The organism is Curtobacterium sp. VKM Ac-2887, from assembly GCF_015350935.1.
GTDB lineage: Bacteria > Actinomycetota > Actinomycetes > Actinomycetales > Microbacteriaceae > Curtobacterium.
Genome location: NZ_JADKSB010000003.1, coordinates 152,132 through 171,590 on the forward strand (window position 1 = coordinate 152,132; position 19,459 = coordinate 171,590).

At 72.0% G+C, this 19,459-nt stretch carries 24 protein-coding genes; 13 read left to right on the forward strand and 11 right to left on the reverse strand.

Annotated features, from left to right (window positions below):
* Window positions 1-47: 47 nt before the first annotated feature.
* From ITJ69_RS04955 to ITJ69_RS04975, 5 genes are read left to right on the forward strand one after another with little or no spacing between them, the layout of a single operon-like run.
* Window positions 48-812, forward strand: a complete 765-nt coding sequence (locus tag ITJ69_RS04955) for an aspartate/glutamate racemase family protein (RefSeq protein ID WP_131879412.1) — start codon at window positions 48-50, stop codon at window positions 810-812.
* Window positions 809-2,227: an allantoinase AllB gene (gene allB / locus ITJ69_RS04960; RefSeq protein WP_194672172.1), complete on the forward strand. Its 1,419-nt coding sequence runs from the start codon at window positions 809-811 to the stop codon at window positions 2,225-2,227. Before ITJ69_RS04955 ends, allB begins: the two co-directional genes overlap by 4 nt.
* A 43-nt stretch (window positions 2,228-2,270) precedes the next feature.
* Complete coding sequence (locus ITJ69_RS04965) at window positions 2,271-3,503, forward strand: pyridoxal-phosphate-dependent aminotransferase family protein (protein WP_131845765.1); 1,233 nt, start codon at window positions 2,271-2,273, stop codon at window positions 3,501-3,503.
* Complete coding sequence (locus tag ITJ69_RS04970) at window positions 3,500-4,759, forward strand: allantoate amidohydrolase (protein ID WP_159573203.1); 1,260 nt, start codon at window positions 3,500-3,502, stop codon at window positions 4,757-4,759. The genes ITJ69_RS04965 and ITJ69_RS04970 overlap by 4 nt, the downstream gene beginning before the upstream one ends.
* Window positions 4,756-5,589 (forward strand): MurR/RpiR family transcriptional regulator, encoded by an 834-nt coding sequence (locus ITJ69_RS04975; RefSeq protein WP_123292009.1) that lies wholly within the window; start codon window positions 4,756-4,758, stop codon window positions 5,587-5,589. Before ITJ69_RS04970 ends, ITJ69_RS04975 begins: the two co-directional genes overlap by 4 nt.
* Here the strand turns inward: ITJ69_RS04975 and ITJ69_RS04980 are convergent.
* Both ITJ69_RS04980 and ITJ69_RS04985 read right to left on the reverse strand, forming a co-directional pair.
* Entirely contained in the window at window positions 5,556-6,071 is a 516-nt protein-coding gene (locus ITJ69_RS04980) for an SRPBCC family protein (protein WP_194672173.1), read from the reverse strand. The genes ITJ69_RS04975 and ITJ69_RS04980 overlap by 34 nt on opposite strands.
* A complete protein-coding gene (locus ITJ69_RS04985) occupies window positions 6,068-6,643 on the reverse strand; it encodes a GNAT family N-acetyltransferase (RefSeq protein ID WP_194672174.1) in 576 nt (191 codons plus the stop codon). The genes ITJ69_RS04980 and ITJ69_RS04985 overlap by 4 nt, the downstream gene beginning before the upstream one ends.
* 44 nt (window positions 6,644-6,687) lie before the next feature.
* Here ITJ69_RS04985 and ITJ69_RS04990 point away from each other — a divergent pair, with 44 nt between their 5' ends.
* Both ITJ69_RS04990 and ITJ69_RS04995 read left to right on the forward strand, forming a co-directional pair.
* Window positions 6,688-7,725 (forward strand): dipeptidase, encoded by a 1,038-nt coding sequence (locus ITJ69_RS04990; protein ID WP_194672175.1) that lies wholly within the window; start codon window positions 6,688-6,690, stop codon window positions 7,723-7,725.
* Window positions 7,726-7,803: 78 nt separating this feature from the next.
* Window positions 7,804-8,832 (forward strand): PDDEXK nuclease domain-containing protein, encoded by a 1,029-nt coding sequence (locus ITJ69_RS04995; RefSeq protein WP_194672176.1) that lies wholly within the window; start codon window positions 7,804-7,806, stop codon window positions 8,830-8,832.
* On the opposite strand, the gene ITJ69_RS05000 is transcribed toward ITJ69_RS04995, so the two are convergent.
* Window positions 8,823-9,494 carry a DUF899 family protein gene (locus tag ITJ69_RS05000; RefSeq protein WP_194672177.1) on the reverse strand — a complete coding sequence of 224 codons (672 nt, stop codon included), beginning with the start codon at window positions 9,492-9,494 and terminating at the stop codon, window positions 8,823-8,825. The genes ITJ69_RS04995 and ITJ69_RS05000 overlap by 10 nt on opposite strands.
* A gap of 166 nt (window positions 9,495-9,660) precedes the next feature.
* On the opposite strand from ITJ69_RS05000, the gene cysK reads away from it, so the two are divergent.
* A complete protein-coding gene (gene cysK / locus ITJ69_RS05005; protein WP_123292013.1) occupies window positions 9,661-10,599 on the forward strand; it encodes a cysteine synthase A in 939 nt (312 codons plus the stop codon).
* Window positions 10,596-11,180: a serine O-acetyltransferase EpsC gene (epsC, locus tag ITJ69_RS05010; protein ID WP_243649931.1), complete on the forward strand. Its 585-nt coding sequence runs from the start codon at window positions 10,596-10,598 to the stop codon at window positions 11,178-11,180. The genes cysK and epsC overlap by 4 nt, the downstream gene beginning before the upstream one ends.
* A gap of 64 nt (window positions 11,181-11,244) precedes the next feature.
* On the opposite strand, the gene ITJ69_RS05015 is transcribed toward epsC, so the two are convergent.
* Complete coding sequence (locus ITJ69_RS05015) at window positions 11,245-11,544, reverse strand: excalibur calcium-binding domain-containing protein (protein ID WP_235035941.1); 300 nt, start codon at window positions 11,542-11,544, stop codon at window positions 11,245-11,247.
* 155 nt (window positions 11,545-11,699) lie between these two features.
* On the opposite strand from ITJ69_RS05015, the gene ITJ69_RS05020 reads away from it, so the two are divergent.
* Window positions 11,700-12,074 carry an MmcQ/YjbR family DNA-binding protein gene (locus ITJ69_RS05020; protein ID WP_123292015.1) on the forward strand — a complete coding sequence of 125 codons (375 nt, stop codon included), beginning with the start codon at window positions 11,700-11,702 and terminating at the stop codon, window positions 12,072-12,074.
* Here ITJ69_RS05020 and ITJ69_RS05025 read toward each other — a convergent pair whose 3' ends face one another.
* The gene (locus ITJ69_RS05025) at window positions 12,075-12,722 is read right to left on the reverse strand and encodes an MOSC domain-containing protein (RefSeq protein WP_123938558.1); all 648 of its coding nucleotides are present in this window, start codon (window positions 12,720-12,722) and stop codon (window positions 12,075-12,077) included.
* 106 nt (window positions 12,723-12,828) lie between these two features.
* Between ITJ69_RS05025 and ITJ69_RS05030 the strand changes: the two genes are divergently transcribed.
* Genes ITJ69_RS05030 through ITJ69_RS05040 form a run of 3 tightly spaced genes read left to right on the forward strand, consistent with a single transcriptional unit; the run spans window position 12,829 to window position 14,329 of the window.
* Window positions 12,829-13,383, forward strand: a complete 555-nt coding sequence (locus ITJ69_RS05030; RefSeq protein ID WP_111084365.1) for an RNA polymerase sigma factor — start codon at window positions 12,829-12,831, stop codon at window positions 13,381-13,383.
* Window positions 13,380-14,024, forward strand: a complete 645-nt coding sequence (locus tag ITJ69_RS05035; protein WP_194672179.1) for a hypothetical protein — start codon at window positions 13,380-13,382, stop codon at window positions 14,022-14,024. Before ITJ69_RS05030 ends, ITJ69_RS05035 begins: the two co-directional genes overlap by 4 nt.
* Window positions 14,021-14,329 (forward strand): hypothetical protein, encoded by a 309-nt coding sequence (locus tag ITJ69_RS05040; RefSeq protein ID WP_194646517.1) that lies wholly within the window; start codon window positions 14,021-14,023, stop codon window positions 14,327-14,329. Before ITJ69_RS05035 ends, ITJ69_RS05040 begins: the two co-directional genes overlap by 4 nt.
* A 75-nt stretch (window positions 14,330-14,404) precedes the next feature.
* Here the strand turns inward: ITJ69_RS05040 and ITJ69_RS05045 are convergent, their stop codons facing one another.
* The 6 genes from ITJ69_RS05045 to ITJ69_RS05070 form a co-directional block, all read right to left on the reverse strand.
* Entirely contained in the window at window positions 14,405-15,571 is a 1,167-nt protein-coding gene (locus ITJ69_RS05045; RefSeq protein WP_323742983.1) for a low temperature requirement protein A, read from the reverse strand.
* A 92-nt stretch (window positions 15,572-15,663) separates the two neighbouring features.
* Window positions 15,664-16,554, reverse strand: coding sequence for a phospholipase (locus ITJ69_RS05050; protein ID WP_194672180.1), 891 nt, complete (start codon window positions 16,552-16,554; stop codon window positions 15,664-15,666).
* A gap of 290 nt (window positions 16,555-16,844) precedes the next feature.
* Complete coding sequence (locus tag ITJ69_RS05055; RefSeq protein ID WP_131921792.1) at window positions 16,845-17,300, reverse strand: MarR family winged helix-turn-helix transcriptional regulator; 456 nt, start codon at window positions 17,298-17,300, stop codon at window positions 16,845-16,847.
* A 186-nt stretch (window positions 17,301-17,486) separates the two neighbouring features.
* Window positions 17,487-18,137 carry a GntR family transcriptional regulator gene (locus ITJ69_RS05060; protein ID WP_194672181.1) on the reverse strand — a complete coding sequence of 217 codons (651 nt, stop codon included), beginning with the start codon at window positions 18,135-18,137 and terminating at the stop codon, window positions 17,487-17,489.
* A gap of 122 nt (window positions 18,138-18,259) precedes the next feature.
* Window positions 18,260-19,051 carry a YqjF family protein gene (locus ITJ69_RS05065; RefSeq protein WP_194672182.1) on the reverse strand — a complete coding sequence of 264 codons (792 nt, stop codon included), beginning with the start codon at window positions 19,049-19,051 and terminating at the stop codon, window positions 18,260-18,262.
* Window positions 19,048-19,446: a hypothetical protein gene (locus tag ITJ69_RS05070; protein ID WP_123338786.1), complete on the reverse strand. Its 399-nt coding sequence runs from the start codon at window positions 19,444-19,446 to the stop codon at window positions 19,048-19,050. Before ITJ69_RS05070 ends, ITJ69_RS05065 begins: the two co-directional genes overlap by 4 nt.
* Window positions 19,447-19,459 lie beyond the last annotated feature (13 nt).

Below are 19,459 nucleotides of genomic sequence, written 5' to 3' on the forward strand. Positions count from 1 at the left end.
GCACCACCAGCGACACCCGCACCGCCCGCTCCACCGGAAGGACCCCGATGCGCATCCGCGTCGTCAACCCGAACACCACCGCCTCGATGACCCGCTCGATCGGCGTCGCCGCCACCGCGGTCGCCGGCCCGGGCACCATCGTCGAGGCGGTGAACCCCACGATGGGCCCGGCGTCGATCGAGAGCCACTACGAAGAGGCGCTCGCGGTGCCGGGGCTCCTCGAGCAGATCGCACTCGGGGAGCAGGACGGCGTGGACGCCTACGTCGTCGCCTGCTTCGGTGACCCGGGCCTCGACGCCGCGCGGGAGCTCGCCGCCGGGCCGGTCATCGGGATCGCCGAGGCGGGCTTCCACGCGGCGGCGATGCTCGGGCGCCGGTTCGGCGTCGTGACGACCCTTGCGCGGACGACCGGCCGGGCCCACGAGCTCGCCGAGCGCTACGGCTTCGCGTCGCTCGTCACCGAGATCCGGGCGTGCGAGGTCGCGGTGCTCGAGCTCGACGACCCCGCTTCGGGCGCACGCGCCCTGGTGATCGAGGAGTGCCGGGCCGTCATCGCCGGCGGAGCCGACGCGGTCGTGCTCGGCTGCGCGGGGATGGCGGACTTCTGCGCCGAGGTCTCGCGGGCGATCGGGGCACCGGTCGTCGACGGCGTCGCCGCGGCGACCGTGCTCGCCGAGTCGCTCGTGCGGCTCGGGCTCTCGACGGGCAAGCACGGCGAGTACGCCACCCCGCCGACGAAGGCGATGTCGGGTCTGCTGGCGGGCTTCGAACGCCAGCCGGCGGCGGGCGCGACGGTCGGGGCGGGCGCATGACGGGCCTCCCGGCCGACGGCAGCACCGAGTCCCGCACCGACGTCGACACCGTCGCGGACCTCGTCCTGCGCGCAGATCGCGCCTGGATCGACGGAGCCTTCCGCCCCGCAGCGGTCGTCGTGCGCGACGGCCGTGTCGACACCGTCCTGCCGGTCGACGCGCCCGTGGCCGCCGTCGACGACCGCACCGTGCCGGCCGACCAGGTCCTGCTGCCCGGCCTCGTCGACACCCACGTGCACGTCAACGAACCCGGACGCACCGAGTGGGAGGGGTTCGCGTCCGCGACCCGGGCCGCCGCACTCGGCGGGGTCACGACCATCATCGACATGCCGCTCAACTCGATCCCCGCGACGACGACGGTCGAGGCGCTCGCCGTGAAGCGCGCGAGTGCCGAGGGGCGGGTCGCCGTCGACGTCGGGTTCTGGGGCGGGGCGGTCCCCGACAACGCCGGCTCGCTCGGCGCACTGCACGACGCGGGCGTCTTCGGGTTCAAGTGCTTCACCGCGCCGTCCGGGGTCGACGAGTTCCCGCACCTCGACGCCGACCAGCTGCGCGCCGCGATCGAGGAGGTCGCCCGGATCGACGCCCTGCTCATCGTGCACGCCGAGGACCCCGAGTTCCTGGTCGACCACGCCGCGCTCGGCGGCCACTACGAGGACTTCCTCGCCACCCGCCCGGTCGACGCCGAGCGGTCCGCCATCGCGCGGGTCATCGACGGCGCACGGGCCACCGGCGCGCGGGTCCACATCCTGCACCTGTCCGACGCCGGTGCGATCCCGATGATCCGCGCCGCGAAGGACGACGGCGTCCGGATCACGGTCGAGACCTGCCCGCACTACCTGTCGTTCGAAGCGGGGTCCATCCCCGACGGCGCGACCGAGTACAAGTGCTGCCCGCCGATCCGTGACGACGCGAACCGCGACGCCCTGTGGGCCGGTGTGCTCGACGGCACGATCGACATGATCGTGTCGGACCACTCGCCGTCGACCGCCGACCTCAAGGTCGACGACTGGGGACTCGCCTGGGGCGGGATCGCCGGCCTGCAGGTCGGCTTCCGGGCCGTCTGGACCGAGGCCCTCCGCCGCGGCGTCCCGCTCGAGGTGCTGTTGCCGCTGTTCACGACCGGTCCGGCGGCACTCGTCGGCTTCCCCGACCGCGGGGTCATCGCCCCCGGCGCGCTGGCCCACTTCGCCGTGTTCGACCCGTCCGCCACGGCGGTCATCGACGTGGCCGGCCTGGCACACCGCAACCCGGTCTCCGCGTTCGCCGGCCTGGAGGCCCGTGGCCGCGTCACCGAGACCTGGCTGCGCGGGCGCGTGGTGGCGTCCACCGCGTCCGGCGTCACCGCCGTCGAGGGGCAGCTCGTCGCGGCTCCCGTGACCGCGGATGCCCGGGTCACCGAAACACGTCTGTAACGATCGTTCCGGTACGCTCGTGATCGGAACGGAAGGACCAACCATGCACCCCGTGAACCCGCCAGCCCGCCTCCTCATGGGCCCCGGCCCGATCACCGCCGACCCGCGTGTGCTCCGCGCCCTGTCGACCCCGCTCGTCGGGCAGTACGACCCGTGGATGACCTCCGCCATGAACGACACCCAGGAGCTCTACCGCGGTGTGTTCGGCACCACGAACGACGCCACCGTGCTCGTCGACGGCACCTCGCGCGCCGGGATCGAGGCGGTGCTCGTGTCGCTCCTCGCACCCGGGGATCGCGTGCTCGTGCCGGTGTTCGGCCGGTTCGGGCACCTGCTCGCCGAGATCGCCGGCCGTGCCGGGGCCGAGGTCCACACCATCGAGACCGCGTGGGGGCAGGTCTTCACACCGTCCGCGATCGAGGACGCCATCGTCCGTGTCCGGCCGAAGGTGCTGGCGATCGTGCAGGGCGACACCTCCACGACGATGAACCAGCCGCTCGACGAACTGGGCGCGATCTGCGAGCGGCACGGTGTGCTGTTCTACACCGACGCCACGGCGACCGTCGGCGGCAACCCGCTCGAGGTCGACGCCTGGGGCATCGACGCCGTCAGTGCCGGCCTGCAGAAGTGCCTCGGCGGGCCGTCCGGCAGCGCGCCGGTCACCGTCTCGCCGCGTGCGACCGCCGTGCTCGACGAGCGCCGCAGCGTCGAGGCGGGCATCCGCGAACCCGGTGACGACGTCGCCGACGAGCCGATCCGCTCGAACTACCTCGACCTCGCGATGATCCTGGACTACTGGGGTCCGCGGCGGCTGAACCACCACACCGAGGCCGCGTCGATGCTCTACGCCGCCAACGAGTGCGCCCGCATCCTGCTCGACGAAGGGCGCGAGCAGGCGATCGCACGCCACGAACTCGCGGGCCGCGCGATGCTGCAGGGCGTCCAGGCGCTCGGGCTCGGGGTGTTCGGTGACGTCGCACACAAGATGCACAACGTCGTCGCGGTGGAGATCCCGTCCGACGTCGTCGGCGACCAGGTCCGTGGTTCGATGCTCGACGACCACGGCATCGAGATCGGCACCTCGTTCGGACCGCTGCACGGCAAGGTCTGGCGCATCGGCACCATGGGCTACAACGCCCGCAAGGACACCGTCGTGACGACGCTCGCCGCCCTCGAGCACGCGCTCCGCCGTGCGGGGCACGCCGTCCCGCACGGCGGTGGGGTCGACGCGGCCCTCGACGTCTTCTCCGGTGCGCCGGTCGGGGTGCTGGCGTGAGCGCGGCCCCGGTCGTGACCGCCACCGCCCTGGGTACCGCCGACGCCGAGCTCGTGGCGCGCTGGTGCGACGAGCTGGCCCTGGTCACCGAGGAGACCGGCCGGATCACCCGCGTGTACCTGTCGCCCGAGCACGCCCGTGTCAACGGGATCGTCGCCGGGTGGATGCAGGACGCCGGACTCACCACCTGGCAGGACGCCGCCGGCAACCTGCACGGACGGGTCGGCGGGATGGCCCCCGACGCCCCCGTGCTGCTGCTCGGCTCGCACCTCGACACCGTGGTGGACGCCGGCCGCTACGACGGGATCGTCGGGGTCCTGATGGCCATCCGCACCGCTGCGCGACTGACGGCCGCGGGGCCGCTGCCCGTCGCGCTCGAGGTCATCGCGTTCTCCGACGAAGAGGGGACCCGCTTCGGCAAGGCCCTGCTCGGGTCGTCCGCCGTCGCCGGGGTGTGGGACGAGTCCTGGTGGGACCTGGCGGACGGCGACGGCGTGACCCTGCGCGAGGCCTTCACCCGGTTCGGGCTCGACCCGGCCCGGGTGGGTGACGCGGCGGCCGACCCGACGACGCTCGCCGGGTACCTCGAGGCGCACATCGAACAGGGCCCGTACCTCGAGCAGGCCGGTCAGGCGCTCGGCGTCGTCACGAGCATCGCGAGCGCACGACGGTTCTCGGTCGAGGCCGTGGGCGAGGCCCGGCACGCGGGCGGCACCCCCTACGAGCGCCGCCACGACGCGCTGCTCGCCGCGGCCGAGGCCGCCTTGGCCGTCGAGCGGATCTGCCGGGCGTCGCACCACGTCGGCACCGTCGGCACGATGACCGTCGAACCGGGCGCGGTGAACGTGGTCCCCGGCCTCGCACGGTTCTCGGTGGACCTGCGCGGCGAGTTCGACGACGGCCGCGACGCGGTGTGGGACGAGCTCACGAAGGCGTTCTCGCTGATCGGGGAACGACGCGGGGTCAGCGTCACGCCGACCGAGGTGCACCGCGCGCCGGCGGTGTTCTGCGCGCCGCGGCTGATGGACGCCGTCCGCGCCGGCATCGAGTCGACGGGTGAGGCCGCGCCGATGGAGCTGTTCTCGCGGGCCGGACACGACGCCATGTCGCTCGGGCTCGTCACCGACGTCGCGATGCTGTTCCTGCGCAACCCGGACGGCATCAGCCACCACCCGGACGAGTTCGTCTCGACGCCCGACATCGCGCTCGGGCTCGACGCGCTCGCCGTCGCGGTGGAGCGGGTGGCCCGGGCATGAGCACCGCCGGACCGGACGTCCGCGCCCGCATCGACTCCGTCTGGGAGCAGCTCTCGCCCGCCGAACGACGCGTCGCCGCGATGGTCCGGCACGACCCGGAACTCCTGCTCGTCGGGACCTCGGCCGAACTCGCCGCCGAGTCGGGCACGTCGAAGGCCACGGTGTCCCGGCTCGTCCGATCGCTCGGGTTCCAGGACGCGGCCGAGGTCCGGCAGAACCTGATGTCCGCACGCGGCTCCGGCCTGCCGTGGGTTGCGGAAGACGCCGCCCACGTCGACCAGCGCGCCGTCGAGGCCCGCAACCTCGACGCGGCCTTCGCCTCGCTGGCCCGTGCCGATCGTCCGCGACTCGCTCGCCGCATCGTCCGCGCTCATCGCGTGCTCGTGTTCGGGGAGCGCGGCGCCTACCCGGTGGCGCTGCAGCTCCGCGCGCAGCTCGCCCAGGTCCGCTCCGACGTCCGGGTCGGTCCGGCACCGGGGCAGCGGCTCGGCGAAGAGGTCGCCGACCTCGACCGCCGTGACCTCGTCGTCCTGGTGACCGTGCGTCGGCACACTGCCGGGGTCGACCGGATCGTGCGGCACTGCGTGTCGACCGGCGCCGACGTCGTCGTGCTGGGCGATCCGACCGCAGCCGTCATCGCGGCACCGGCGAACACCGCGATCCTGTGCCCGGTCGACTCACCGGCGGCGTTCGACTCGATGGCGGCCTTGTTCGCGGTCGTCGCGGCCATCGCGAACGACGTGTACGAAGCCTCGGGACCGGCCGGCCGCGCGCGGGTCGATGCGGTGGCGAGTGCCTACGACGCGCTGGGGGAGCTCGCAGCGCCCTGACCGTCGGGGCCGTCAGGGCCGTCGCGGCCGTCGGCGTGCAGCTCGGTGGCGAGCGACGCGTTGCGCTCACGGATGAGCCGCGGCAGGTAGCGCTCGAGGGCGACGACCTCAGCCAGACGACCGAGCGGGCCGAACGGTGCTCGGAACGTGATGGTGTCGACCATGCGCGTGCCGCCGGCCGACGGCTCGAACCGGTGCTCGTGGTGGAAGCGGGCGAACGGACCACGCACCTGTTCGTCGACGAACCGGTGCGGAGCCTCCAGGCTGGTGATCTCACTCGTCATCCGCCAGACGATCCCGAAGTGCCGCGCGCGCCAGGTGACGGACTCGCCCAAGCCGATCGTGCCGGACGTCGTGCCGGCGACGGCGCGTTCGTCGGTCGCAGCCATCGACCGCTCGTGCGCGCCGATGTCGAGCGACAGCGCGAACGCGCGCTCGGGCGGTGCGGCGAGCTCGGTCACCACGAGGAACGTCACCGTCACGACGCAGGCCAGACCGTCGGCGTCGAGCGGTCGTCGTCGCGCAGAGCAGCTGCGATGAGCTGGTCGTGGCGTCGTCCGCGGTGGAACACGCCGGACCGGAGTCGCCCCTCGTAGCGGAGCCCGAGCCGCTGCGCGATCGTCGCAGACGGGGCGTTCGTGGCGATCGCTCGCCACTGCACGCGGACGAGCCCGAGTCCGTCGGGCGACGGCGCGAACGCCCACGCCAGGACGGCGGCTGCGGCCTCGGTCACGAAGCCGTGGCCGCGACCGTCCGGGTGCACGGCGTAGCCGACCTCGGCCGCGCCGTCGACGAACCCGAACAGCCCGATCGTCCCGAGGAGTCGGAGGTCGTCGGCTCGCCGGATGCCGAACTCGTAGCGGGAGTCCGTGGACCAGCCAGCGCGCACGACGTCGGTGATCCAGTGGTGCGCCTCGGCGTGGCCGTACGGCACCGGTACCGGTGTGTAGGCGACGACGTCGGGATCGTTCGCGTAGGCGACGACGTCCTCCGCATCGGCGGGCACCGGCACGGAGAGCACCAGGCGATCGGTCCGGAGGGTGACGGGGTCCACGCACCGAGCCTAGCCACAGGGACGTGCGCGGTAGCGTCGGGGGCATGACGTTCGACGCGATCCCGTTCCCGGTCATCGACGGCCACAACGACCTGCCGTGGGAGCGCCGCGAGACCCACGACTCCGGGCTCGAGGGCATCGACACCGAGGTCGACTCGCTGCACACCGACCTGCCGAAGCTCCGCGCCGGTGGGGTCGTCGGGCAGTTCTGGTCGGTCTTCGTGCCCGTCGACGAACCGGACCCGGTGCGGACGACGCTGCAGCAGATCGACCTGGCGCACCGGATCATCGCGCGGTACCCGGAGTCGCTCGCACTCGCCCGGACGGCGGCCGAGGTGCGGGCGGCGGTCGAGTCCGGCCGGATCGCGTCGCTGCTCGGCGCCGAGGGCGGGCACTCCATCGGCGACGACCTGGCGGTGCTCCGCGACTTCGCCCGACTCGGCGTCCGCTACATGACGCTCACGCACAACGACGACACCCCCTGGGCCGACTCGGCGACGGGCTCGCGTCCGCACGGCGGGCTGACCGACCGCGGCCGCCAGGTGGTGGCCGAGATGGAGCGGATCGGCATGCTCGTCGACCTGTCCCACACCGCACCGGCGACCATGCGGGACACCCTCGACGTCGCCACGCAGCCCGTCGTCTTCAGCCACTCGTCCACCGTCGCCGTCGACGACCACCCGCGCAACGTGCCGGACGACGTGCTCGCCCGGTTGTCGGACAACGGCGGCATCGTGATGATCACGTTCGTGCCGAAGTTCGTCTCCCGCGACTGGGCGGACTGGGAGGACGCCGGCTCGGTGGGGGAGCCGCCGCTCGTGACGGTGTCGGACGTCGCCGACCACGTCGAGCACGCCCGCGACCTCGCCGGCGCAGCACACATCGGCCTCGGCGGGGACTACGACGGCACCCCGGTGCTGCCGCCGGACCTGCGTGACGTGTCCCGGTACCCGGTGCTCGCCGCCGAGCTGCAGCGGCGCGGGTGGGGAGCGGACGACCTGCGGGCGCTCGCCGGGGGCAACGTGCTGCGGGTGCTCGGAGCGACCGACGAGCGGTTCGCGCGGACGGCATTCGTGCGCTGACCCTGGCCATGTGCCCTCACACGTGACGTCCATACCGATTCGTGGACGGCGCGTGCCAGCAGCCCCCACGATCGGCGGATGACTGATGGATCGACGCTCCCGGCCGAGTACGAACACACGTTTCGAGTGATCCGCGAACAGGTGACCGCGACGCGGCATCGCGTGCAGCTGGCAGCGAACGCGCAACTGGTGCACCTGTACTGGTCGATCGGCACGGTCCTGCTCGAGCGGTCGAAGAGCGGGCAGTGGGGGAGCGGTGTCCTGAACCGGCTCGCCGACGATCTGCGAAGCGAGTTCCCGTCGATGAAGGGGCTGTCGGCGACGAACCTCAAGTACATGCGGCAGTTCGCGGCGGCCTGGCCTGAGGAAACATCAATTGGTCCACAGCTTGTGGACCAATTGCCGTGGGGGCACATCCGTGCTCTGCTCCCAGTGGCGGAGCCTGATCGCCGGGCTCGGTACGCCGTAGCTGCGGTTCAGGGCAGCTGGTCGCGCAGTGCGCTCGTGCACAACCTGCGAACTCGTGTCTTGGAGCGCAGCGGGACTCCGCCAACGAACTTCAGTCGTCTCCTGGACGAAGACGGTGCCGATCTGGCTCGGCAGATGACCCGGGACCCGTACGTGCTCGACTTCCTCGCCGTCGACGGCGACCTCGACGAGCGAAAGCTCGAGCGCGCACTGGTGCAGCGGATCGAGGAAACCCTCCGCGAGTTCGGTACCGGGTTCGCATTCGTCGGGCGGCAGGTGCACTTCGACGTCGATGGCAACGACTTCTTCGTCGATCTCCTCTTCTTCCACGTCGAGCAGCTCCGGTACGTCGTCGTGGAACTCAAGACCGGGGAGTTCCGGCCGGACAACATCGGGCAGCTCTCGTTCTACGTTGCCCTCGTCGACGGCGAGCTCCGCCGCCCAGCGCACGCTGAGACCGTCGGGCTGTTGCTCGTCGCGGGCAAGAACGACGCCGTCGTCCGGTACGCACTCGGCGCGTCCAACGCCCCGGTGGGAGTGGCTTCGTTCGATCTGCTGCCAACTGAGCTGCAGCGAGCGCTGCCTTCGGAGGCGCAACTCCGGCGGGCGCTGCGGCCAGCGGAGGACGCTCAACCGTAGGTGGGGTACTGCGGCCAGCCCTCGGGGCTGTCCTCCCAATCCTGCTGGCGGCCGTACGCGGTGCGGTCCATGATGTGCGCGACGGGCAGGATCGCCTCGGTCCCACGCGATCCGGTGGCGTACGTCAGGTAGGGCACGCCATCGCGCAGCAGGTAGTACGAGTAGCCCGGCACCGGACCGTCGTAGTCGTCGTGGTGCAGGGTCCAGCCCCAGTCGTCGTGGTAGCTCGTGGCGCCCGACGACACCCACCGGTGCGGCCAGCCGCGCAGCTCCCGCCAGCGCTCGAGCTTCTCGATCGGAGCCTGCGAGACCATGGCGAACGCGATGCCCTCGTCGTCGAGCCGGCCCGTGTTCGCCGGCAGGTTGTCCACGGCCCAGGTGCAGCTCGGGCAGCCGTCGTCCCAGTCGGGCGCGAACATCACGTTCTGCACGAGCAGCAGGTAGCGGCCGTCGAACAGCTCGGAGAGCCGGACCGGGCCGTCGGAGCCCTGGAACTCGTAGTCCTCCACCTGGACCATCGGGAGTCGGCGGCGGGCGGCGGACACCCGGTCGCCGTGCCGGGTGAGTTCCTTCTCGTCGCGGACCTGGGTGGCGAGTGCCTCGTCGAACGCGGCACGGTCGACCACGGGCGGTGCGACCTCGGGTTGCTGCAGCTTGGACATGGCGACCTCCTCGTCGTTGCCCGGCACCGTACGCCCAGGTGGGCCACACGGCAATGGGAGCCCGATGCCGTGGACAGGACCACCTGGGGTCCGGTCGCTAGGATCGGGCGCACACCGCGCCTCCAGGAAGAGCGATGCGCGACCTGACCCGATGAGGACGGACCGGATGAGCGGCACGATCTACGACAACATCTCCCAGGCGTTCGGCAACACCCCGCTCGTCAAGCTGAACCGGCTGCCGAAGGCGGGTGGCGCCGAGGTGCTGGCCAAGCTCGAGTTCTACAACCCCGGCGCCAGCGTGAAGGACCGCCTCGGCGTCGCGATCATCGACGCGGCCGAGCAGTCCGGCGACCTGCAGCCGGGCGGCACCATCGTCGAGGGGTCGTCGGGCAACACCGGCATCGCCCTCGCGCTCGTCGGTGCGGCCCGCGGGTACAAGGTGATCATCACGATGCCGGAGACGATGAGCGTCGAGCGTCGTGCGGTGATGCGCGCCTACGGCGCCGAGATCGTGCTCACCCCCGGTCCCGAGGGCATGAAGGGCGCGGTCGAACGCGCCGCCGCGATCGTCGACGAGACGCCCGGCGCGATCCTCGCCCACCAGTTCGAGACCGCCGCGAACGCCGCGATCCACCGGAAGACCACCGCTGAGGAGATCCTGCGCGACACCGAGGAGCACGTCGACGTGTTCGTCGCCGGCGTCGGGACCGGTGGCACGATCACGGGTGTCGGCCAGGTGCTCAAGGAGCGCGTGCCCGGCGTGCAGATCGTCGCGGTCGAGCCGAAGGACTCCCCGCTGCTGACCGAGGGCAAGGCCGGACCGCACAAGATCGCGGGCATCGGTGCGAACTTCATCCCCGAGGTCCTCGACCAGTCCGTCATCGACGAGGTGTTCGACGTCGAGCTCGACGACGCCCTGCGTGTGGCGCGGGCGCTCGCGACCGACGAGGGCATCCTCGCCGGCATCTCGTCCGGCGCGATCATCCACGCCGCGCTCGAGATCGCAGCGCGACCCGAGAACGCCGGCAAGCGCGTCGTCGCGATCGTCTGCGACACCGGGGAGCGCTACCTGTCGACGGTGCTCTTCGAGGGACTCACTGCGTGAGTCGTCCCGTCCGACGAGGCGTGCTGCGGACGGTCCGGGAGGACCTGGCCGCAGCACGCCGCGGCGACCCCGCCGCCCGTGGTGACCTCGAGAACGCGATCGTCTACTCCGGGCTGCACGCCATCTGGACCTACCGCGTGACGCACCGGCTCTGGCTCGCCAGAGGCCTGCCCGGGTCCCGGTTCGTCGCACGGGTCATCGGCCAGGCAGCACGGTCGGTGACGGGCATCGAGATCCACCCCGGCGCCCGCATCGGCCGACGGTTCTTCATCGACCACGGCATGGGCGTCGTGATCGGGGAGACCGCGGTGATCGGGGACGACGTCGTGCTGTTCCACGGGGTGACCCTCGGCGGGCGCGGTGGCGACCACGGCCCAGGAGCTCGCCGGCATCCGATCGTCGGCGACCGCGTCGTGCTCGGCGCGGGATCCTCGCTGATCGGGGCGATCACCATCGGACAGGACTCCGTCGTCGGTGCGAACACCGTGGTGACGAAGGACGTCCCCGCGGGGTCAGTCGTCACCGGGGTCGCCGGGACCGCCCGCCCGCGGTCCGGGCACGAGGGCGTCCCGACGCTCTGAACGCCCCGCCGGATCGACGGGGCGTTCGAGGGCCAGCGCTTCGGTGCGTCAGCGCGTCAGCGCCTCAGCTCTTCTCGCAGGCGATGCCGTCCTTGTCGCGGTCGAGCTTCGCGTTCGCCTTGTACAGGGCGTCGTCCTTCTTCACCGTGCCCTTGAGCGCACGGGTCGTGGTCTTGCCGCCGGAGACCACCTTGTTCTTCGTGACGGACTTCTTCGCGATGCCGCCCGAGTAGACCTTGTGCACCGCGGTGCAGTTGGCGTAGGTCTTCGGGGCGGCCTGCGCGGTCGAGGCCCCACCGACGACGACGGTGGTGGCGAGGACTGCGGTGGCGGCGGCGATGCCGAGGGTACGGATGATGCGCACGGGTTCCCCCTGGAACGAGTGGGTGATCGCCGGAGCGACCGCCGCGTCGGGTACGCGGCGGTCTGATCCTACGATGTGAACGACGCTCATGACATGCCCCCGAACAGGTCCGGTCCGCGAGCCGCGGTGTCGGGCGTCTGGGGCATGCTGGGTGCATGGACGGCGCGCAGTTGCACGAGATCGCGAGTCGCACCGCGATGGGCCTGCCCGCGGTGTTCGAGACCGAGCCCTTCGGCGAGGGCGCCCTGGTCTACAAGGTCGTCGACAAGATGTTCGTCATGACGAGCGAGCTCCGTGGTGTGCCGATCGTCAACCTGAAGTGCGCGCCACCGCACGGGGCAGCACTCGTCCGCGACCACGCCGAGATCACACCGGGGTGGCACATGAACAAGCGGCACTGGATCACGCTCGCTCCCGGTGACGGCATCGACGAGACCCTGGTCGAGGACCTCGTCGCGAACGCCTACGACCTGGTCGTCGCCGGGTTGCCCCGAGCGAAGCGGCCCCTCGACCCGACGCGCGGCGACTGATCAGGAGCTGGCGGCTGCCGAGGACCGGGCGAGGACCTTCGAGACGTCGCGGACGACCTTCGGCGCGAGTCGCTCCCCGGACTCGAGCACGGCACGGGCACGCTCAGGGGTCAGCCCTGCGAAGACCTCGCCGATCGTCACCCCGTGCTCCGGCCGGTACGTCACGACGACCGGGTCGCCAGCTGCAACCGGGCCGGACTTCACGACCCGCAGGTACGCGCCCGGACGGCCTTCCTCGGTGAACCGCCGGACCCACTTGTCGACGCCCATCCGGCGCGCGAACGTGCCGCACGGGATCCGCGGGATCGTCACCTCGAGCTCCAGCGTCTCGCCGATGCGCCACCGCTCGCCCGTCACGGCCCCGGTGACGTCGACACCCGTCGTCCGCAGGTTCTCGCCGAACAGGCCCGGCGGGATCTCGCGCTCCAGCGACGCGGCGAAGTACGCGGCGTCCTCGTCGGCGTAGGCGTACACGGCCTGGTCCTCGCCACCGTGGTGCTTCCGGTCAGCCTGGACGTCGGCGTACAGCCCGAGCGGTCGGACCCGGACCTTGCCGTCGACCGGACGCTTGTCGATGGCGGTGACGCCGATCGTGCCGGAGTCGGGCAGCAGGCGGTCGACGCGGCAGACGGCGGTGACGAGCGACATGCCACAACTCTGGCGCAAGTGTGACGAGAAGTGTGACGATCCGCCGTCCTCGCGCGTCCCATCAGCGACCGACCTCGTTCCCAGCCCCGACCAGTAGAAGGAAAGCGTGCACCACCAGTCCCTCGCCGAGCTCGACGACGCGGTCCTCGCCGGCCGGTCGTCCGATGGCGACGTCCGGGCCTTCGAGGTCCTGATCCGCCGCTACACACCGCTCCTGCGCGCCTACGCCCGTCGGACCCTGGGATCGACCGACGAACTCGACGACGTCGTACAGGAGACCTTCATCACCGCGTGGGACCGCCTGGACCGGCTCGAGGACCACGCCAAGGTGAAGTCCTGGCTGATGCGGATCCTCAGCCGGAAGTGCCTGGACCGCATCCGGGCCCGCCGGTTCCACGACGACGTCACCGAACTCGAGGTCGCCGCACCCGCCGACGACGCTCCCGACCGGGTCGCCGAGGCCCGCTCGCGCGAGGAAGCGGCGGAGACGGCGCTCGCTGAACTGCCCGAAGCCCAACGACGCTGCTGGATCATGAAGGAGGTGCTCGAGTACAGCTACGACGACATCGCCGCAGAACTCGACCTGCCTCCCTCGACGGTCCGCGGACTCCTGTCCCGAGCGAGGAAGAACATGATCCGACTCATGGAGGGATGGCGATGAGCGACCTCGACGCACTCGAACTCGACGACCTCGACGGCCACTCCATCGACGAGCTCGCCGACTACCTCGACGCCGGCATGCAGCCGCCGGACCCCAGCATCGACGGCTCACCCGCGTGCCAGAACGCCCTCGCGGCGATCCTGCGCGTGCGGCACGCGTCGCTCGGGTCCCTCGAGGCCGCCGCCCGCGACGAAGCCCCGGCCGACGAGTCGTGGATCGGCGGCGTGCTCGCCAACATCTCGCTGGAGTCCCGCTCCGGACGTGACGTCCCGCTCCGCGCGCAGTCCGAGTCGGAGCGCCCGGTGATGACCGAGGGAGCCATCCGATCGCTCATCCGCCGGACCGGCGACGGTGTTCCCGGCGTCCTCGTCGCCCGGTGCCGGCTCGAGGGCGACGTCACCGAACTCGCCGCACCGATCCGCGTGGTCGTCGAGGTCGCGATCATGTCGGGTCCGTCGATCGTCGCGACGGCGGACCTGGTCCGCACCGGGGTCGCCCAGGCGCTGGCCGAACAGACCGACCTGGTCGTCGAGTCGATCGACGTGGTGGTCCGCGACCTGCTCGAACCGCAGCCCGACGCCGACGACCCGCACACCGACACCGACACCGACACTGAGATCGATACCGAGGGGACCCGATGAGCACCACCGACGACACCCTCGCCGCGGTCGAACAGGCCGTGGTCGACGTCCCCGGCGTCACCGACCTCTACCGCGCCCGCCCGACCGTGGCCAGCACGGTCAGCGCCGTCCGCGGCATGGCGTCCAGCACGACCCCCGCACGCATCGTGGTCGACGACGGCGTCCTGCGTGTCGTCATCGGCACCGACGGACACCGCCCCGCGCCCGAGGTCGCCCGCGCCGTGCACGACGTCGCCCTGACGACGGCGTCGGCGCACGGCCTGGCGCTCACGCGGGTCGACGTGCGGGTCGCGCGGGTGGGGTGAACCCGGCCCACTGACGGACGGGAGGCCCGTGGCGGCACCGCCACGGGCCTCCCGTCCGACCCCCCGATCGCGTCCTCAGCGCACGCGGTGCGTCCCCGGCCGCCGCTCGGCGACCTCGAGCACCACGACGATCGCGGCGACGAGCAGCGCGGTCGCGACGAGGGAGACGTCGGGCACCGCGATCGTCGCGAGGATCGCGACGGCGAGCACGACGACGATCGCGTTCCACCCGGCGGACAGCGACGGCCGGAGTGCGAGCGCCCAGATCGCGAGCACGAACAGCGCGACCGGGACGGCCACGGTCGCAGCCACCGTGGCGTGCGACAGGTCGGCCTCGCCGGCGTCCGCGCTGACCGCGACCTCGATCCCGGCCGGCAGCGCACCCGCGGCGGCGAAGACGAAGTAGTGGCCGTAGCCGAACACGAGCGCGCTCGGCAGGTTCCGGATGTGGTCGTGCTGCTCACGCGAGAAGTAGATCCACCACAGTCCGGCGACGATGACGAGCCCGGCCGCGGCCAGGACGAGCAGCGACGCGAGGTGGTCGGCCTGGGCGATGCCGTCGATGACCGCGTTCGCCGAGGCGACGAGTCCTTCGCCCAGCACGATGAGGGTGAACAGCGCGTACCGCTCGGCGATGTGGTGCGTGTGCCACGGCGTCGTCTCGCCCGTGCCCTCGGCGATCGGCGGGACGAGGACCTCGAGCAGGACGAGGACGGGGAACGCCCACGCCGTCGATCCCTGCGGCAGCGCGAGCATGCCGACCCAGAGCGCCTGGACGACGACGATGCCCACGGCGTACCGGAGTGCGGTGCGGCGGTACCGCGAGGACGACACGGCGACGCGGAGCCACTGCGCCACCATCGCCAGGCGCATCACCACGTAGCCGATCACCGGCACCGTGAAGTCGCCCTCGGCCATGGCGGCGTGCACCCCGGCGGCGAGCACGAGCACGCCGGCCATCTGCACGAACGTCGTGACGCGGTACAGCCAGTCGTCGGTGTCGAACGAGGTCGCGAACCAGCTGAAGTTCAGCCACGCCCACCAGATGGCGAAGAACACCATGGCGTACGCCACCACCGCGGAGCTGACGTGTCCCTCGGTCTCGATCTCGTGCAGGTTGGTGGCGGCGAAGCCCACCGCGACGACGAACACCAGGTCGAACAGCAGTTCCAGGGGGCTCGCGGCACGGTGTCCCTCGGCGGGGTCGCGGGGCGCCATCCGGCGCAGTCCGATCGTCGTCACCCGGCATGCCTACAGGACGAACGGCCCCGGGCGGTACCCGGGGCCGTTCGACGTGCAGGTGCGTGGGCCAGCAGGCGGCCGGCCCGCGCCGCTCAGTAGAAGTTGCTCGCCTGCGAGTGCGCCCACGCCGAGCACGGGGTGCCGTACGCGGCACTGATGTACTGCAGGCCCCACTTGATCTGGGTCGTGGCGTTGGTCTGCCAGTCGGAGCCGATGGTCGCCATCTTCGAACCGGGCAGCGCCTGCGGGATGCCGGTCGCCCCGCCGTTGGCGTTGACGGCCTGGTAGTTCCAGCCGGACTCCTTGGTCCACAGGTTGTCGAGGCACTGGAACTGGTCGGAGCCCCAGCCGTACTCGGAGGACGCCAGCGAGGTCGCCGTCGCCTTGGCGCCTGCGACGGTGTTGCCCGCCGCCAGCTTCTGTGCGGCCTCCGCTGCTGCTGCGGCCGCCCGCTTCTCGGCGGCGGCCTTCGCGACGGCTGCTGCCTTCGCGTCGACGTCGCGCTTGTCCTGCGTGGCGCTGGCCTGCGCGACGTGCGCGGTCGACTCGACGGTCGACGAGATGCGCGTCGTGAGCGCGGCGCCGGACAGCTCCGGGTAGTCACTGAGCGCGTCGATGTGCTGCTCGAGCGAGGCCGTGTCGGTCTTGGCGTTCGCCGTCGTCATCACGGTCTTCGCGGTCGAGATGGTCGCCGCCGCCTGGGCACGGTCGAGGGCGGTGCCGCGCAGGGCGGGCTGGGCCGTCGCGATCGCGCTCGCGGTGCCGGTCGGCATGCCGAGCGCTTCGCCGATGGCGGGCTGGGTGCCGATCGTGAGGGCACCGCCGGCAACGGCGAGGACCGCGGCGCCGCCGACGATCAACGTCGCACGGTGTCGGAGCGCACGGTGGCGGAGGGCGCGGCGCACACGCCGGCTGGGGGAGTTCAGGGCCTCACGTCGGGTCGAGGCGGTGGTGGTGGGGAGGTCGGGGGTGTGTCCTGGCATCGGTTCCGGTGGTCGGGCGGTTCGTAGTGCGGGACTCCGGGCTGCGCGGCACATCGGGGACGGTGAGCGATGCTGCGCGCGTCGAGGTGCGCGCAGCAGGGGGAGTCCGGCGAACCGGGGAGGACCGGACGGTGGTGTGGGGCCCGTCCGTCCGCCGCGACCGGCCCTGGGGAGGCCGCCGTCGGGCGAAGCCGACACGATGACTCGTCAGACTGGATGACGCGTCCAGGATCGCTGGCAGAACCGTCCGTCCACCCGTTGGTAACGGTTCGGTAACGGCCGGTTCGGACCTAGAACGTGTGAGGTTCCTGGGTGCGGTCGCCCTGGGCGACGCGTTCGAGGGCGTCGAGCGCTCCGGCGATCGCGGTGACGTCGGACTCACCGAGCTCGGCGATGAGCTCGGCGACGATCCCGGTGCGGTCCGAGCGTGCTCGTTCGACCGCTGCGATGCCCTCGTCGGTGGCCGAGACCATGAAGGCCCGACCGTCTCGGGGGTCTGCCTCGCGCGCGATGAACCCGCGTTGTTCGAGCTCGGTCAGGATGCGGGTCATCGTGGGCTTCGTGACCACCTCGATCCGCGACAGGTCGCCCGGGCGCAGGGGTCCTTCGCGCTGGATGGTGGCGAGTGCGGACACGATCCCGTACCCGAGCGAGGCCGAGTCCGTCCGTGCTCGCCGGTTGATCCGTCCGACCGCCGCGGCCAGACGTGCGGCGACCTCGGTACGGTCCGTCGATCGAGGACTCATGTGCTGCTCCGGGTGGGCGATCGGGTGGTCGCCAGCGATGCTATCGGCTCGCCGGATCCGCAGTCTGGGAGCGTCGTGCGCGTCGGTCGCGGGTCCGGACGGGGTGTCCGGGAGGCCCGTGGAACGCGGACCGCCCGCCCCGCGTGCGCGAGACGGGCGGGTTCCTGTACGGGCGTACAGCCGGACTCAGTGCTTCTCGCCCGGTAGCTGGTGGATCGCCTCGGTCGCGAGCTCGGCGGCGACGTTGTCGCCGGACTCGGTCGCGGTGCGCAGCCGACGGAAGTCCGCGGTCATGCGGTCCCAGTCGACCAGCTCGTCGAGGTTCGGCAGGCGCAGGCGGAAGGCCAGACCATCCATGGTGTCGCGGCACACGCGCTGCAGGTTCTCGTTGCCGCACTCGGCGACGTAGAGCGCGAACACGTCGAGCGCGTCGTGGTTGACCGCGGGGACGTCGTGCGACTCGAGCTCGGCGATCGTCTTGTCGAGCTGCGCGAGGATCTTCTTCCGTGCACCCGCGCCGAGGCGCGGGACCGCGAGGCGGACGACACCACCGAACAGCACCCCGAGGGTCTGCATCGCCTCGATGACCTCGGCGGGGTTCGGCGTCGTGACGCGCGTGTACCGGTTCGGCGCCATCTCGATGAGGCCGGCGCGGGAGAGCTGGCTCAGCGCCTCGCGGATCGGCGTGCGGGAGACGCCGAGCCAGGCGATGAGCTCGTCGTCGTTGAGCCGCTCGCCGGGGACGAGCGTGCCGTCCATGATCGCGTCGTGGATCTTGTGCCGGACGGTGTCGCGGAGCAGCTGGTGCTCGGTCGGGGCGCTGCGGGGGACCGGCATGCGTTCTCCTTCGATCGGGGCGCGGTCAGTGCACGCGCACCGATCAACGTACCTGATATGAGACCGGCGTTCCGCTCGGCTCAGCGCGTGTCACCGGGCGGCATCGTCCGTGGCGTGGTCGCTTACCGCACGACCCCACCCCAGGCGTACCGCACCGTGGTGCCGTCGACGACGAGCAGCGAGTCGGGTGCCCGGTCGAACAGCCCCGGCATGCCGACGGCGTCCGGCAGGTCCCCGTCGAGCCGGTCGAGGTGCGCGGCCCGCACGGTCAGCGGCGGGTGCTGTCGCTGCCAGAACAGCGTCTGGGCGAGGTACCGGGCGTGGATGCCGGCGCGGGTGGTGAGTTCGGCGGCCAGGGGCGTGTCGACGACGTCACCGGCGGTGACCCGGATCGAGGCCGCGTGCCGGGGTCTGGCCGTGCCCGAGGGGCGTTCCTGCCGCAGCGACCGCGCCCAGCGCACCGGGTGCAGTGCACGTGCGGGGTGCCGGACCGACCGGTGCGCGACGACCTCGCCGCGGCGGCGCGACCGGGCGTGCGCGAAGGTGTACGGCACGCCGAGCAGCGCGTGCGCGGCCACGATCGCCGGCACGTTCGCGGTGTCCACGGTGCGGTACGCGACGCCGCGCCGGCCCTGGTCGTCCACGGTCAGGACCTCGATGGTGACCTCGGTCATGCGGCCGAGGCGGCCGGCGGAGGGGAACGGCGGCACCCGCGTCTCGTGGAAGACGTACGCCGTCAGTCCCACCCAGGCGCTGCCGTCGACCACGTCGGGGCGCGTCCCCCGCGGGACGAGTCGCGCCAGTGCGCCCGGGTCGTGTCGCCAGTGCGCGAAGACGATGTCGTCCCACGCGTGCTGGGTCACCGGCCGGTGCAGCAGTGGTGCGGCCGCACGGGTCCAGGACGGCTGGGTCACCGCTTCGGTGCGTGCCGACCGACGCGCACGGCCCACAGGACGAGCGGGGCCTGCAGCGGGAGCCGCAGCACGGAGACGAGGCGCATCGCCCGGGTCGACCGCGGGCTGTCGAGCAGGTCGTTCGCCATCTTCACGTTCGCGGGGAAGACCGCGGCGAACAGGGCAGCTGCGGCCCACCCCGAGGCCCGGCGAGTGGCCGGGAACGCGAGCCCGGCGGCGATGCCGAGTTCGGCCACGCCGGACGCGACCGTCGTCAGGCGCGGTGGCAGTGTGTCCGGCACGATCCGGTCGTAGTGGCGCGGCTGCAGGAAGTGGGTGACGCCGGCCCCGCCGAGCAGCACCGCGAGCAGTGTGGCAGTCCGGGTGGCTCGTTTGATCCGCTCACGTCGTCGCATGCCCCCATCGTGC

Bases quoted from the DNA above. Each gene is read 5' to 3' on its own strand.
- ITJ69_RS05060 (WP_194672181.1), bottom strand. From the start codon at position 18,137: ATGCCGGTCCCCCGCAGCGCCCCGACCGAGCACCAGCTGCTCCGCGAC.
- ITJ69_RS05040 (WP_194646517.1), top strand. From the start codon at position 14,021: ATGAGCACCACCGACGACACCCTCGCCGCGGTCGAACAGGCCGTGGTC.
- ITJ69_RS05055 (WP_131921792.1), bottom strand. From the start codon at position 17,300: ATGAGTCCTCGATCGACGGACCGTACCGAGGTCGCCGCACGTCTGGCC.
- ITJ69_RS05050 (WP_194672180.1), bottom strand. From the start codon at position 16,554: ATGCCAGGACACACCCCCGACCTCCCCACCACCACCGCCTCGACCCGA.
- ITJ69_RS04965 (WP_131845765.1), top strand. From the start codon at position 2,271: ATGCACCCCGTGAACCCGCCAGCCCGCCTCCTCATGGGCCCCGGCCCG.
- ITJ69_RS05020 (WP_123292015.1), top strand. From the start codon at position 11,700: ATGGACGGCGCGCAGTTGCACGAGATCGCGAGTCGCACCGCGATGGGC.
- ITJ69_RS05070 (WP_123338786.1), bottom strand. From the start codon at position 19,446: ATGCGACGACGTGAGCGGATCAAACGAGCCACCCGGACTGCCACACTG.
- ITJ69_RS04990 (WP_194672175.1), top strand. From the start codon at position 6,688: ATGACGTTCGACGCGATCCCGTTCCCGGTCATCGACGGCCACAACGAC.
- ITJ69_RS04995 (WP_194672176.1), top strand. From the start codon at position 7,804: ATGACTGATGGATCGACGCTCCCGGCCGAGTACGAACACACGTTTCGA.
- cysK (WP_123292013.1), top strand. From the start codon at position 9,661: ATGAGCGGCACGATCTACGACAACATCTCCCAGGCGTTCGGCAACACC.
- ITJ69_RS04975 (WP_123292009.1), top strand. From the start codon at position 4,756: ATGAGCACCGCCGGACCGGACGTCCGCGCCCGCATCGACTCCGTCTGG.
- ITJ69_RS05025 (WP_123938558.1), bottom strand. From the start codon at position 12,722: ATGTCGCTCGTCACCGCCGTCTGCCGCGTCGACCGCCTGCTGCCCGAC.
- ITJ69_RS05035 (WP_194672179.1), top strand. From the start codon at position 13,380: ATGAGCGACCTCGACGCACTCGAACTCGACGACCTCGACGGCCACTCC.
- ITJ69_RS05000 (WP_194672177.1), bottom strand. From the start codon at position 9,494: ATGTCCAAGCTGCAGCAACCCGAGGTCGCACCGCCCGTGGTCGACCGT.
- ITJ69_RS04955 (WP_131879412.1), top strand. From the start codon at position 48: ATGCGCATCCGCGTCGTCAACCCGAACACCACCGCCTCGATGACCCGC.
- allB (WP_194672172.1), top strand. From the start codon at position 809: ATGACGGGCCTCCCGGCCGACGGCAGCACCGAGTCCCGCACCGACGTC.